This window comes from Kaistia terrae (assembly GCF_026344005.1).
Lineage (GTDB): Bacteria > Pseudomonadota > Alphaproteobacteria > Rhizobiales > Kaistiaceae > Kaistia > Kaistia terrae.
The window spans coordinates 473,952-487,747 of record NZ_JAPKNH010000001.1; the positions used below are offsets into that span (position 1 = coordinate 473,952).

The 13,796-nt window shown below is 62.1% G+C and carries 11 protein-coding genes; 9 read left to right on the top strand and 2 right to left on the bottom strand.

The features are described from left to right. Nucleotides 1-85: 85 nt before the first annotated feature. Nucleotides 86-1,153, bottom strand: a complete 1,068-nt coding sequence (locus OSH12_RS02250; RefSeq protein WP_266341871.1) for a 3-deoxy-7-phosphoheptulonate synthase — start codon at nt 1,151-1,153, stop codon at nt 86-88. A 311-nt stretch (nt 1,154-1,464) separates the two neighbouring features. Here OSH12_RS02250 and OSH12_RS02255 point away from each other — a divergent pair, with 311 nt between their 5' ends. From OSH12_RS02255 to OSH12_RS02270, 4 genes are all read left to right on the top strand, one after another. Further along, a complete protein-coding gene (locus OSH12_RS02255; RefSeq protein WP_266341872.1) occupies nt 1,465-2,580 on the top strand; it encodes an anhydro-N-acetylmuramic acid kinase in 1,116 nt (371 codons plus the stop codon). A 61-nt stretch (nt 2,581-2,641) separates the two neighbouring features. Then, nucleotides 2,642-3,400, top strand: a complete 759-nt coding sequence (locus OSH12_RS02260) for a hypothetical protein (RefSeq protein ID WP_266341873.1) — start codon at nt 2,642-2,644, stop codon at nt 3,398-3,400. A gap of 693 nt (nt 3,401-4,093) precedes the next feature. Next, a complete protein-coding gene (locus tag OSH12_RS02265; protein WP_266341874.1) occupies nt 4,094-4,852 on the top strand; it encodes an outer membrane protein in 759 nt (252 codons plus the stop codon). Between the two features lie 450 nt (nt 4,853-5,302). Next, nucleotides 5,303-6,025, top strand: coding sequence for an outer membrane protein (locus OSH12_RS02270; RefSeq protein WP_266341875.1), 723 nt, complete (start codon nt 5,303-5,305; stop codon nt 6,023-6,025). Nucleotides 6,026-6,754: 729 nt separating this feature from the next. Here the strand turns inward: OSH12_RS02270 and OSH12_RS02275 are convergent. Beyond that, nucleotides 6,755-7,408, bottom strand: a complete 654-nt coding sequence (locus OSH12_RS02275; protein WP_266341876.1) for an alpha/beta hydrolase — start codon at nt 7,406-7,408, stop codon at nt 6,755-6,757. 223 nt (nt 7,409-7,631) lie between these two features. Here OSH12_RS02275 and OSH12_RS02280 point away from each other — a divergent pair, with 223 nt between their 5' ends. The 5 genes from OSH12_RS02280 to OSH12_RS02300 all read left to right on the top strand — a co-directional run bounded on the left by OSH12_RS02280 (nt 7,632) and on the right by OSH12_RS02300 (nt 13,793). Further along, a complete protein-coding gene (locus OSH12_RS02280; RefSeq protein WP_266341877.1) occupies nt 7,632-8,792 on the top strand; it encodes a cysteine desulfurase family protein in 1,161 nt (386 codons plus the stop codon). A gap of 49 nt (nt 8,793-8,841) precedes the next feature. Next, the gene (gene sufB / locus OSH12_RS02285) at nt 8,842-10,320 is read left to right on the top strand and encodes a Fe-S cluster assembly protein SufB (protein WP_266341878.1); all 1,479 of its coding nucleotides are present in this window, start codon (nt 8,842-8,844) and stop codon (nt 10,318-10,320) included. Nucleotides 10,321-10,483: 163 nt separating this feature from the next. Then, entirely contained in the window at nt 10,484-11,233 is a 750-nt protein-coding gene (gene sufC / locus OSH12_RS02290; RefSeq protein ID WP_266341879.1) for a Fe-S cluster assembly ATPase SufC, read from the top strand. 17 nt (nt 11,234-11,250) lie between these two features. Then, the gene (gene sufD, locus OSH12_RS02295; RefSeq protein WP_266341880.1) at nt 11,251-12,564 is read left to right on the top strand and encodes a Fe-S cluster assembly protein SufD; all 1,314 of its coding nucleotides are present in this window, start codon (nt 11,251-11,253) and stop codon (nt 12,562-12,564) included. Next, on the top strand, nt 12,561-13,793 hold the full coding sequence (locus tag OSH12_RS02300; RefSeq protein WP_266341881.1) for a cysteine desulfurase: 1,233 nt from the start codon (nt 12,561-12,563) through the stop codon (nt 13,791-13,793). The genes sufD and OSH12_RS02300 overlap by 4 nt, the downstream gene beginning before the upstream one ends. Nucleotides 13,794-13,796: the final 3 nt, after the last annotated feature.

Sequence of the window (13,796 nt, forward strand, 5' to 3'; positions counted from 1 at the left end):
ACCCTCAAGGCGAAATTTCCCGGGCAGAAGCATTTTCGAGCGAAGCGGGTACCGGTTCGCGTGAGAACACGCGAGCCGGCAAGCTTCAGGCGGCGCGACGAGCCTTGGCGCGGCGCGCCTCTACGGATGCGGCAAGCCGCTCCAGTACGTCGACCGTGGTGTCCCAGTCGATGCAGCCATCGGTGATGCTCTGGCCGTACACCAGAGGCTGGCCTTCGACCAGATCCTGACGGCCGGCAACAAGATTGCTCTCGACCATCACACCCATGATGCGGCTGTCTCCTGCCTCGACCTGACGAGCGATGTCGTCGACGACGATCGGCTGGTTTTCCGGCTTCTTCGACGAATTGGCATGGCTGGCGTCGATCATGATCTTCGGCGAGATACCGGCCTTTTCGGATGCCTTGGCGGCCTCTTCGACGCTGGCGGCGTCATAATTGGTCGATTTTCCGCCGCGCAGGATGATGTGGCAGTCCTCGTTGCCGGAAGTCGTCGCGATCGCCGAGCGGCCGCTCTTGGTCACAGCGAGAAAATGATGCGGCTCGGATGCCGAGAGAACCGCATCGAGCGCGATCTTCACATTGCCATCCGTGCCGTTCTTGAAGCCGACGGCGCAGGAAAGGCCGGAAGCCAGTTCGCGGTGCACCTGGCTCTCGGTCGTGCGCGCGCCGATGGCGCCCCAGCCGACGAGATCGGCGAAATATTGCGGCGTCGTCATGTCGAGGAATTCCGAGCCGGCCGGCACGCCGAGATCGTTGATCTCGAGCAGCAGGTTGCGCGCAATCCGCAGGCCCTTGTCGATCTCGAAGCTGCCGTCGAGGTCCGGATCGTTGATCAGGCCCTTCCAGCCGACGGTCGTGCGCGGCTTCTCGAAATACACCCGCATGATGATCTCAAGCCGATCGGCGAGATAGGGGCGGATTTCGGCAAGCCGGCGCGCGTAGTCCATGGCGGCGACGGGATCGTGGATCGAGCAGGGGCCGATGACGACGGCGAGGCGGTCGTCGGTGCCGTGCAGGATGTTGTGCAGGGCGGTACGGGCGTTGGTAACCGTCTCGCTGGCCGTCTCTGTGCGCGGGATTTCCCGCATCACCTGCTCTGGCGTCGAGAGTTCTTTCAATTCGCGGATGCGGAGGTCGTCTGTGGTCAACACGGGTCATGGCTCCTTGGAAAATGGACCCACCCGGCGGCATAAAAAAAGCCGCCAGGTGTCTGGCGGCTTCGGGACAATTTGCGGTTTTTTAGACCGCGCGCACCCCTACCTCCGCCATTGTGAGCGGATAGCTAAAGTACCAAGCGTAGGTGGCGACGGCGAAAGTCATGACAGCGCATATAGATCAGCGAAATCGGTTTGTCACGTGGCAGATCGGCGGATCGCACGAAAGAGGGCGACTGTTGCCGATCTGCTCTTTGCCGAAGCGTGACTTGCGGCTATCCCGGATTAGAACAGTTCCGGGGGAACCTATGCGCAGAACCGTCGTTGTCGGGCTCATGAGTGGAACGTCGATGGATGGCGTCGACGCGGCCTTGATCGCGACCGACGGCGAAGAGGTCGAAGCTTTCGGCCCAACCTATTTCCGGCCCTATGCGCCGGACGAGCGCGCTGTACTGCGGACGGCGCTGAAGGCAGCCGTCGAGTTGAATCATCGCGATGCGCGCCCTGGCATCTTGGTCGAGGCGGAGCGGATCGTTACCGAGGCGCATGCCGAGGCCGTCGAGGCGCTTTTGGCGCGGCAGGACGTGGATGCTCCCCGCGTGACGCTTGTCGGCTTTCATGGCCAGACCGTTTTTCACGCGCCGAACCGCAAGCTGACGATCCAGATCGGCGATGGCGCGGCGCTGTCGCATCGGCTTGGCATTCCCGTCGTCTATGATTTTCGCGCGGCCGATGTCGCGGCCGGCGGGCAGGGGGCGCCGCTGGTGCCGATCTTCCATGCCGCCCTGGTGCGCGCCGCCGGCCTCAGGGGCGATGTCGCGGTGGTCAATATCGGCGGTGTCGGCAATGTCACGCGGATCGGCGCCGATGGTTCGATCGTCGCTTTCGACACCGGCCCCGGCAATGCGCTCATCGACGATCTCGTTCGCGAACGGACGGGCGAGGCGATGGATCGCGGTGGCGCGCTTTCGTCCGCCGGCACCGTGCAAAAGCAATCCCTGGCGGAGCTGATGGACAATCCCTGGTTCGACCTGGCTCCGCCGAAATCGCTCGACCGCGACGCCTTTTCGCGAGAGGCCGTCGCGCGCCTGTCGACCGCCGATGCAGCGGCCACTTTGGCTGCCTTCACCGCTGAGACCATCGCCCGTGCCGTTGCGCTGGCCGGTGGCGCCGACGACATCATCGTCTGCGGTGGCGGCGCGCATAATCCCGCCATCCTGCGCCTGCTTGCCGAGGCCAGCGGCGCCAACGTGACAACCGCCGATGCACTCGGCTGGTCGGGCGACTTCATGGAGGCGCAGGCCTTCGCCTATCTCGCCGCCCGCAGCGTCGCCGGCCTGCCGCTCAGCCTTCCGGAAACCACCGGTGTTCCGCATCCCATGCCGGGCGGTGTCCTGGCCCAGCCGGGAGCGCTGACGCGATGAGCCAACGCATCGCCGCCCCTGCGCGCCCATCCTTTCCCTTTTCTCCCGAGGAGTCGTCCGTATGCGCAATCGTCTGCTGAAGTATGGTGCTCTGTTGATGGTCGGCGCCGCGCTGGCCGTGCCGCTGGTGGCCTCGGCGCAGGCGGCGCCTGCCGTTGCGCCGCCTGCCGCGCAGGAGCCCGTGGCGGGTGCCGCGCCCGCGGCAAAGGTCGCGCCCAAGAAGGTGATTGCCAAGGTCACCAAGACCGCGCCGCGCGTCGCGCGCGACCCGCAGATCTATCTTTTCCGTGGCCTCGCCAACGTCTTCTCGCTCGGCATGGACGACATGTCGAAGGAGCTGACCGCGCAGGGCATTCCCAACAAGGTTCTCAACCACGCCAATTGGCCGAGGATTGCCGCGGAGATCACCGCCAAGTACAAGGCCAATCCGAAGTCCACCCGCCCGATCGTGCTGGTCGGCCATTCACTCGGCGCCAATGCCGTTCTGATCATGGGCCAGCAGCTCGCCCGCAACGGCGTGCCGGTTGATCTGGTCGTCACCTTCGATCCCACGACCAAGGGCCCCATCGCGCCCGGCGTGCGGCGCTATCTGAACCTCTATCAGTCCAACAATGGCTGGGCCGAGGCGCTGGACGTGCCGGAGGGCGCCGGCAAGCGCGTGGTCAATTCCGACGTCCGCAAGCGCGCCGACATCAAGACGGTGTCGCATTTCGACATCGAGAAGAACCGCGTGCTGCATCAGCAGGTGGTGTCGGAGATTGCCCGCCTGGTGGGAACGCGGGTCAAGCCGCAGAACCCGTCCAAAGCCGGAACGATGTGAGGCGCCGGCTCGTCGCGGATCCGTTTGGCGTCGCCCGAGCGGTTGAACTCTCCGGTTCGTCGCCGGGTGGCTGGCTCACTCGACAACGCTGACAGGCGTGAGTTCGAGCGGCTGTCAGTACTGAGTGAACTAAAAAAGGGCTCCCTCGGCGGAGCCCTTTTCTTTTTGTGGCGTCGAGCCGGCCTTGCCCGTATCGAGGCGCCAATGCCCGACTGTGCGGGTGGGGGCGTTGGTGGCGGGAGACCGGCGGCAACCCGGGCCCATTGCGAATCAGAGGCGTTTTAGGCGAGCGCAGAATCGACCCCGCCGACGCTTCCCAGGCGGATATTCGACGACCAGACTTTAGCAGTGCTTCAAATCCCCCCTGCTAGTGCCGCCTTATAGATCGGGTGGCATTGTTCGCCAGGTTCGCAATCAAAATTTGCGCGAGAACCGATTGCATTTTCGAAGGGCATCTCAACCTATGATAGGGATGAAATTCTCGTTTTCCTGCAAGGAGCTGCTGTCCAATTGCTAAGGGTAACAACTAGTATTAAGTGATAAGTGTATATTGACCCTGCGTCACTTGTAGATTGGTGATGCTATTTGGCAACGGTTTAACTCCGTGCGCTGCGCTAGCTTTCGTGCACCAGGCGGTGGGGGCCAAGATGGTCGTTCGCCCGGAGCATTTCTTTTGAGCGCAGGGGCTCCTTGATGAAATTCATTCTTCGCAGTGCAACGATGGCTTCCGTACTCGTCTTGGGCGTGGTGGGCGCTCATGCGGCGGACCTGACCTACGAGCCGGTCCCCGTGGCCGCTCCGGAAGTCTTCAACTGGACCGGCTTCTATATCGGCGTGCATGGCGGCGTCGCCGCCGGCGACTTCAAGTATCCGGGAGACATTACTGTCAACGATGACGGAGACATTTTCTCCATCGCCAACGGAGAGCTGGAGCAGGATGCAAGCGGCGGCTTCGGCGGCGTCCAGGTCGGCTACAATTGGCAGTTCAATCAGAACTGGGTTGTTGGTATCGAGGCCGACATCGCGGCTTCGTCCTACGAGGGCAAGCTCACCGGCAATCTCAATGCCGGCGGCACGAACGTCAATTTCGAGGCAGGCTCCGAAGTCGAATGGTTCGGCACGGTTCGCGGCAGGCTCGGCTACGCGCTCGACAACCTCCTGCTCTACGGCACCGGTGGTCTGGCTTATGGCAGTGTCGAGTCGTCGATTTCGGCCGGCATTAACGGCAACTCGCTGATCAATGAATCGGAATCGAATACTCAGTACGGCTGGACGGTCGGCGCTGGCTTCGAATACGGCGTCACCAAGAACATCACGCTGAAGACCGAATATCTCTATGTCGATCTCGGCAGCGAGAAGATCATTGATGCGAACTTCGGTCCCTTCCACGCAGGATTGGACGCAGAAACCAAGTTCCACACGCTCAAGGCTGGTCTGAACTACAAGTTCTGATCGCCACGGGTCAATCTGGATTTTGGAAAGGCTCCGCTTCGGCGGGGCCTTTTTTCGTTGCCGCTGGTATCTCGGATCGCGATCCGGATCTCGCTTGCCTTGTGGTGCCTCCGAGGCGCCGCGCTGCCGTTCCAGCAGCTCATCTGTATGGCCGCCAGCTTAGTGGATTGCCTTACGAAGATGGATATGTGTTCCTATCAAGTTACTTTCGGACTGAACAGAAAGTTAGCTAATCTACTACAGGCAAATCCTCGGAATAATTATACCAGAGGGTCAAACAATCGCGTATTTGCGCCTGAATCATCGAAAATTCGGCCAATTATGGAGTCGAATCCATGCGTTGTGTGACGAGTCTGCAATAGTTTGTTTGCAGATACGGTGTTAGCGTGAAGTCTCTGGGTGGCACTTTCATTTCAACCTTCGTGAACGACAAGATCGAAGAGGCTCGCAATGAAATATTCCCTTCTAATGGCGACCGCGGCTGCATCCGTCTTGGCCATGAGCCTCGGCGGCGCGCAGGCGGCTGACCTCACCTACGAACCCGCGCCAGTCATCGTAGCGCCCGCCGCCTTCAACTGGACCGGCTTCTATGCCGGTGTGCATGCGGGCTATGCCTGGGGCAGCGAAGACGACAACCAGAGTGTTTTCTTTCCCAACGTCATTACCCCCGCGGATAGCTTTGATGCGGACGGCTTCCTGGGCGGCGTCCATGCCGGCTACAATTGGCAGATGGACCAGTTCGTCTTCGGCGTCGAAGGCGATATCGATTATGCCGATATCAGCGGTGACCAGAGCTACAGCTATCTCGGCGGCGACGTGACTGGAAACCTTTCCTTCCGGAGTGACTGGCAGGGTTCGGCCCGCCTGCGCGCCGGCTATGCGTTCGACAACTTCCTGATCTATGCGACGGGCGGTATCGCTTTTGCGAGCGGCAAGCTGAGCTCGTACGGCTTCGACGTCAACAATGGAGCGTTCGGCTCCGATGACTCGAACACGCATGTCGGCTGGACGATCGGCGCCGGTGCTGAATATGCCTTCAGCCCGAACTGGATCGCCAGGGCCGAAGTTCGCTACTCCGATTTCGACAACCAGACCTACAATCTATACGAGGGCAGTGTAGATGCGGGCTGGGACCAGACGGCCGTCACCGTCGGTCTTAGCTACAAGTTCTGATCGAGAATTTCGGCTGATATGAGAAGGGCCCCGCTTGTCGGGGCCTTTCTTTTTGGATTGCCCGGAGGTCGCTTTTGCCTGTGAGGGGATGTCTCACGCTCCCGGCAGGAGCTTTTTCTCCCAGCCTCCATTCGCATCATCTTGCGGAGGGCCGAAGGGCCGTCTCGAAGGATGCAGGACGGCAAGACTGGATCCCGGCCTGACCGTGTGTCCTTCGGCGGGGGCTTCAGTTATGGCCTCTCGAGTGTCTGGCTCGTAATACATGATCGAAGGGAGCAGCCAGTCTTGAGCCTCCCCACCAGCGCGGTCCGAAATAGCCTTCCTTCACCTCTCCCTGAGGGAGAGGTCGACAGCCAAAGGCTGGCGGGTGAGGGTTTACGGCCTCTCCGGATGGTTCCCTAAACCCTCACCAGGAGCTGCGCTCCGACCTCTCCCTCAGGGAGAGGTAAGGGGCAACGCGGCTCGAATGAGGAAATCGGGCTCGCTTGCTGAATCACGGGCCGGACAATCAGGGGGATAGAAATACTGGCTGCAGGTAGGGCGCTTGGGGTTACGTGAAGGTCTGTCCAGGCCAGAGCCAAAGCACGCTCTGGTGCTTCAAAGCTGGTGTCTCTCAGGCGAGCCGGGGCGCAAAACTCATTGCATCTACAAACAAAAACGGCCCGGGCGATGACGCCTCGGGCCGTTTTCTTATGGGTCGAAAGGGCCTTGCGGCCCGTTCCAGAAAAATCAGGCGGCGGTCAGCATCGCGAGGCGCTTGTCGACATAGTTGCCGCAGATATCGATCAGCGGCTCGACCTGGCCTTCGAAGAAGTGGTTGGCGCCCGGCATGATCGTCTGTTCGACAATGATGCCCTTCTGCGTCTTCAGCTTGTCGACCAGCGTCTGCACGTCCTTGGGCGGTGCGACCTTGTCCTGGTCGCCATGGACGATCAGGCCGGAGGACGGGCAGGGCGCCAGGAACGAGAAGTCATACAGATTGGCCTGCGGCGCGATCGAGATGAAACCCTCGATCTCCGGGCGGCGCATCAGGAGCTGCATGCCGATCCACGAGCCGAACGAGAATCCGGCGACCCAGCAGGCGCGCGCATCCGGATGGATGGTCTGCACCCAGTCGAGCGCCGACGCGGCGTCCGAAAGCTCGCCCTCGCCATGGTCGAATTCACCCTGGCTGCGGCCGACACCGCGGAAATTGAAGCGCAAAACGGCAAAGCCGCGCTTCGCGAACATGTAGAACAGCTGGTAGGTGATCGCATTGTTCATCGTGCCGCCGAACTGCGGATGCGGATGAAGGATGATGGCGATCGGGCCGTTCTTTTCCTTGGACGGCTGGAACCGTCCCTCGATGCGGCCGGCGGGGCCGGTGAAGATTACCTCGGGCATGCTTAGCCTCGGACCTTTCGATCTGTTCAGAGCCCCATGAGCGACCTATATCAAAGCCAAATCGTAACTTGACTCTGAGTCTCAGGGTTTCTAGAACACTTTAGAATTATTCGAAAACGGCATCGGATGTCGATCCTGCCTTGTAGCGGGCCTTGTAGCATGATGCGGGGTCCGGATTTCAAGCATAATGCGACATCCGCCTCGCAACAGGAGACGGCAAGCCGTGGCAGCGCCGCGTATCTACCTCGATTACAATGCCGGTGCGCCGCTTCGACCCGAAGTGCGCGCGGCGATGATCGACGCGCTGGATGCGACCGGCAACGCCTCTTCCGTGCATGGCGAGGGCAGGGCGGCCCGCTCCAAGGTCGAATTGGCGCGACGCCTCGTGGCCAAGCTGGTCGGCGCCGATCCGGTGCGGGTGATCTTCACGAGTGGCGGCACCGAGGCAAATGTCACGGTGTTGTCGCCGAAAATGCGTATCGGTGCCGGTGAAATAGCGATCGACACGCTGCTGGTCGGCGCGACGGAACATCCGTCCGTGTTGGCGGGCGGCCGTTTCGGAAAGTCGGACACGCTGGCGATCGCTGTCGACGGCGAGGGTCGGTTGAACCTCGACGATCTTAGCGGCAAGCTTGATGGCTTGCAGGCTGAGGGCAAGCGGGCGCTGGTTTCGGTGATGCTGGCGAATAACGAGACCGGCGTGATCCAGCCGGTCGCTGAGATCGCTGCCATCGCGAGAAAATTCGGCGCGCTGGTTCATACCGATGCGATCCAGGCCGCCGGCCGGATCCCGGTCGATATCGCGGCGCTCGGCGTCGATTTCCTGACGCTCTCCGCCCACAAGATCGGCGGTCCGCAAGGGGCTGGCGCCATCGTGCTGGGTGGGGATCTCGCCTCGCCCCTGCCGCTGCTGGTTGGTGGCGGCCAGGAAAAATACAGCCGCGCCGGCACGCAGAACGTGGCGGCGATTGTCGGTTTCGGTGTGGCGGCGGAATGTGCCCGCGCCGATCTCGACCGGCAGGCCGAATGGACGCTATGGCGCGACGAAATCGCGACGGCGGCGCATCCGGCAATCCTATTGAGTGGCGGAGCCGACCGGCTTCCGCAGACGCTGTCGCTCAGCGTCGAAGGTCTCCAGGCGGAAACGCTGGTGATCGCCCTCGATCTCGAAGGAGCAGCGGTTTCGGCCGGGTCTGCGTGTTCTTCGGGAAAAGTCGGTATTTCGCATGTGATGAAGGCCATGAAGGTGCCGGAATCTCAAGCGAAGGCCGCGATCCGCGTCAGTTTCGGATGGCAAACATCCGAAAGCGACATACGTAGATTTACGGAGGTCTGGGGACGTGTCATGAGACGGCTTGCGCCGGGCGTGACACGCGCCGCATGACAACGCACTCAACCCGCGGTCCTTGAAACCGCTGTGGATGGAGTAGGCAATGCCTGCAATTCAGGAGACGGTCGATCAGGTTAGCCAGATCGACGTCGATCAGTACAAATACGGTTTCGTGACCGATATCGAATCCGACCGCGCCCCCAAGGGCCTGTCGGAGGATATCGTCCGCTTTATCTCTGCCAAGAAAAACGAGCCCGACTGGATGCTCGAATGGCGGCTGGACGCCTATCGGCGCTGGCTGACCATGACCGAGCCGACCTGGTCGCGCGTCCACTATCCGAAGATCGATTTCGACGACCTCTATTATTATTCGGCGCCGAAGAGCTCCCCGGGCCCGAAGTCGCTCGACGAGGTCGATCCCGAACTGCTCGCCATGTACGAGAAGCTGGGCATTCCGCTGCGCGAGCGCGAGATCCTGGCTGGCGTCGAGGGCGCGTCGGATCGTCGGGTCGCGGTCGATGCGGTGTTCGATTCCGTCTCCGTCGTCACGACGTTCAAGGAAGAGCTGAAGAAGGCTGGCGTGATTTTCTGCGCCATCTCGGAAGCCATCCGCGAATATCCCGAGATCGTGAAAAAGTATCTCGGCTCCGTCGTTCCGGTGACCGACAACTATTATGCGACGCTGAATTCGGCTGTTTTCTCGGATGGTTCGTTCGTCTACATCCCCGAAGGCGTCCGCTGCCCGATGGAGCTGTCGACCTATTTCCGCATCAACGAGCGGAATACCGGCCAGTTCGAGCGCACGCTGATCATCGCCGAGAAGGGGGCTCACGTCTCCTATCTCGAAGGCTGCACGGCGCCGATGCGCGACGAAAACCAGCTGCATGCGGCGGTGGTCGAGCTGGTTGCGCTGGAAGACGCCGAGATCAAGTACTCGACGGTCCAGAACTGGTATCCCGGCGACAAGGACGGCAAGGGCGGCATCTACAACTTCGTGACCAAGCGCGGCGATTGCCGTGGCGATCGTTCGAAGATCTCGTGGACGCAGGTCGAGACCGGTTCGGCGATCACCTGGAAGTACCCGTCCTGCATCCTGCGCGGCGATGACAGCCAGGGCGAGTTCTATTCGATCGCGGTTTCGAACGGCTATCAGCAGGTCGATAGCGGCACCAAGATGATTCATCTCGGCAAGAACACGAAGAGCCGGATCATCTCGAAGGGCATCGCGGCCGGTCGTTCGGACAACACCTATCGCGGCCTCGTCTCGGCGCACCGCAAGGCGTCCGGCGCACGCAATTTCACCAATTGCGACAGCCTTCTGATCGGCGACAAGTGCGGCGCGCATACCGTGCCCTACATCGAGTCGAAGAACGCCAGCGCCGTGTTCGAGCATGAGGCGACGACGTCGAAGATCGCCGACGACCAGCTGTTCTATTGCCTCCAGCGCGGGCTTTCGTCCGAAGAGGCCGTGGCGTTGATCGTCAACGGCTTCGTCAAGGACGTCATCCAGCAGCTGCCGATGGAATTTGCGGTCGAAGCCCAGAAGCTGATTTCGATCAGCCTCGAAGGGTCGGTCGGCTAAGTCCCCGCTTGTTGAACCCTCCCCGAGAGCGGGGAGGGTCGAAGCGCCTGAGGCGCTTTGGGAAGGGTCGCGGCCTTTCCGCTTGAACCCTGACCGAAGACGCCAGGGCGTCTTCGACCTCCCCCCGGGAGGTTCAAGAACCAGTTTTGAACGGAACAACGATATGCTCGAGATCAAGAACCTCCACGCCTCCATCGACGGCAAGGAGATCCTGCGCGGTGTCGACCTGGTCGTCCCGACCGGCGAAGTCCATGCGATCATGGGGCCGAACGGCTCCGGCAAGTCGACGCTGTCCTATGTGCTCTCCGGCCGCGATGGCTATGACGTCACCGAAGGCGAGATCATCTTCGACGGCAGCGACATCGTCGAGATGCCGGCCGAGGAGCGCGCAGCCGCAGGCGTTTTCCTGGCATTCCAGTATCCGCTTGAGATCCCCGGCGTCGCCACCATGACCTTCCTGAAGGCAGCGCTCAACGCCCAGCGCAAGGCGCGCGGCGAGGCCGAACTGACCACGCCGGATTTCATCCGTCGCGTGAAGGTTGCCTCGGAGAAGCTTAATGTTTCTCAGGAAATGCTGCGTCGTCCGCTCAATGTCGGTTTCTCCGGCGGCGAGAAGAAGCGCAACGAAATCCTGCAGATGGCGCTGCTGGAGCCGAAGCTGGCGATCCTCGACGAGACGGATTCGGGCCTCGACATCGATGCGCTGCGCGTCGTTTCGGAAGGCGTCAATTCGCTCCGTTCGCCCGAACGTTCCATGCTGGTCATCACCCACTATCAGCGCCTGCTCGACCACATTGTTCCCGACAAGGTTCATGTGATGTCGGCCGGCCGCATCGTTCGCACCGGCGGTCCGGAGCTGGCGCTTGAGCTCGAAGCCAAGGGCTATGCCGATTATGCCGGCGAAGCGGCTTGAGCGAGGGAGTGGCATCGATGAACGCCGAGCCGCGCATCCTGCGCACACAGGCTGAAGAAACGCTGGCGCTGGAGTTTGCCGCCGCCCGCACGCAGTTGCCGGGTTCGCCCGCGATTGCCGCGGCGCGTGAAAGCGCCTTCGCCACCTTCCAGAAGCTGGGCCTGCCGCATCGCCGGACCGAAGCCTGGCGCTATACCGACCTGCGTGCCCTGCTGCGCACCATGCCGCCGCTCGCGGTCGGTGCTACCGCCGAGGTGAGCTCGCTTGCAGATCCGCTTCCGGGTCTCGACCGTGCCCGTCTCGTGGTGGTCGATGGCATTTTCCGGCCGGATCTCTCGGACCTCAACGGTATTGACGGCGTCACCGTTCGTCCGTTGGTCGATCTGCTCCAGGCTAGCGATGCGCGCATCGGTCAGCAGATCGCCACGCTGAACGACGCGGTCGTGTCGCTGAATTCGGCGCTGATGATCGGCGGCGTTTCGATCGAGGTGCCGGCCGGCGCCCGCATCGAGCGCGCCATCGAGATCGCCCATGTGACGAGTTCGGCTGTCGCCTCGCATGTCCGCAACATTGTGACGGTTGGCGCGGACGCTTCCGTGCGCCTGCTCGAGACGCATGTCGGCCCGGCCGGCAGTGCCTATCAGGCCAATATCGTCACCGAGGCGACCGTCGGCGACCGCGCCAAGGTGATCTGGGCCAAGCTGCAGAGCGAAGGCAACGCTGCCGTCCATCTCGGCACGCTCGCTGTCACCATCGGCACCGAGACCCAGTTCGATCATCTGACGCTGATGATCGGCGCTACGGTTTCCCGCGCCCAGACCTTCGTCACCTATTCCGGCGAAAACGCCCGCGCCGGCCTGTTCGGCGCGACGATGCTGCGCGGCAAGCAGCATGCCGATATCGCGCTCAGCGTCGATCACGCGGTGCCGAATGGCGCCAGCCGCGAATTGTTCAAGGCGGTGATGGACGGTCGTTCGGAAGGCGTGTTCCAGGGCCGCATCATCGTGCGCCCCGACGCGCAGAAGACCGACGGCCGGATGATGACGCAGGGCCTGCTCCTCTCCGAGGACGCGTCCTTCTTCGTCAAGCCGGAGCTGGAAATCTTCGCCGACGACGTCCAGTGCGCGCATGGCGCGACCAGCGGCGAGATCGACGACGACATCCTGTTCTACCTGCTCTCGCGCGGCATTCCCCGCCCCGAGGCCGAAACCCTGCTGGTAACGGCATTCCTGGCCGAAGCGATCGAAGGCCTTGGTGACGAAGCCATTGGCGACGCCTTCGAGGAAATCTCGCGCAACTGGCTGGCAACACGCGGACAAGAGGCAGCATGAGCGAGCAGGGCGGCTATGACGTTCAGGCGATAAGGCGGGATTTTCCGATCCTGTCGAGGACGGTTTACGGCAAGCCGCTCGTCTATCTCGACAATGGCGCTTCGGCTCAAAAGCCGCAGGCGATGCTGGACGCGGTGACGAAGGCCTATTCGGAAGAATATGCCAACGTCCATCGCGGCCTGCACTACCTCTCCAACGTCGCGACCGATGCCTATGAAAAGTCGCGCGAGACGGTCCGGCGCTTCCTGAACGCCGGCTCGGTCGACGAGATCATCTTCACGCGGTCCTCAACCGAGGCGATCAACCTGGTCGCCTCGTCGTTCGGCGCGATGGAGATCGGCGAGGGCGACGAGATCATTGTCTCGATCCTCGAGCACCATTCCAACATCGTGCCGTGGCATTTCCTGCGCGAGCGCAAGGGCGCGGTGATCAAGTGGGCGCCGATCGCCGATGACGGCACCTTCCTGCTCGACGAGTTCGAGAAGCTGATCACGCCGCGCACCAAGATCGTCGCGATGACGCATATGTCGAACGTCACCGGCACCATCGTGCCGATCGCCGACGTGATCCGCATCGCCCATGCCCATGGCGTCAAGGTGCTGGTCGATGGTAGCCAGGCCGCCGTGCACCTGCCGGTCGACGTGCAGGCGCTCGACGCCGATTTCTATTGCGTCACCGGCCACAAGCTCTATGGCCCGACCGGCATTGGCGTTCTCTACGCCAAGAAGTCGCTGCTGGACGTCATGCCGCCCTTCCTTGGCGGCGGCGAGATGATCCGCGACGTCACCGAGGACAACGTCACCTATGGCGTGCCGCCGCATCGCTTCGAGGCCGGCACCCCGCCGATCGTCCAGGCGATCGGCCTTGGCGCGTCGCTGGAATACATGGAAGGCCTCGGCCGCGATAAAATCCTCGCGCATGAGCTGGCGCTGCGCGATTACGCGACGGAGCGGCTTTCGGCGATCAACAGCCTGAAGATCTTCGGCACGACCAGGGACAAGGGCGCGATCATCTCGTTCGAGATGAACGGCGCGCATGCGCACGACGTCTCCACGATCATCGATCGCGAGGGCGTCGCCGTCCGCGCCGGAACGCATTGCGCCCAGCCGCTCTTGCACCGGTTCGGCGTGACCTCCACATGCAGGGCATCCTTCGGTCTCTACAATACCTTCGACGAGGTCGACCGCCTTGCCGATGCGCTGGTTAAGGCGCACTCTTTCTTCGCATGAGGA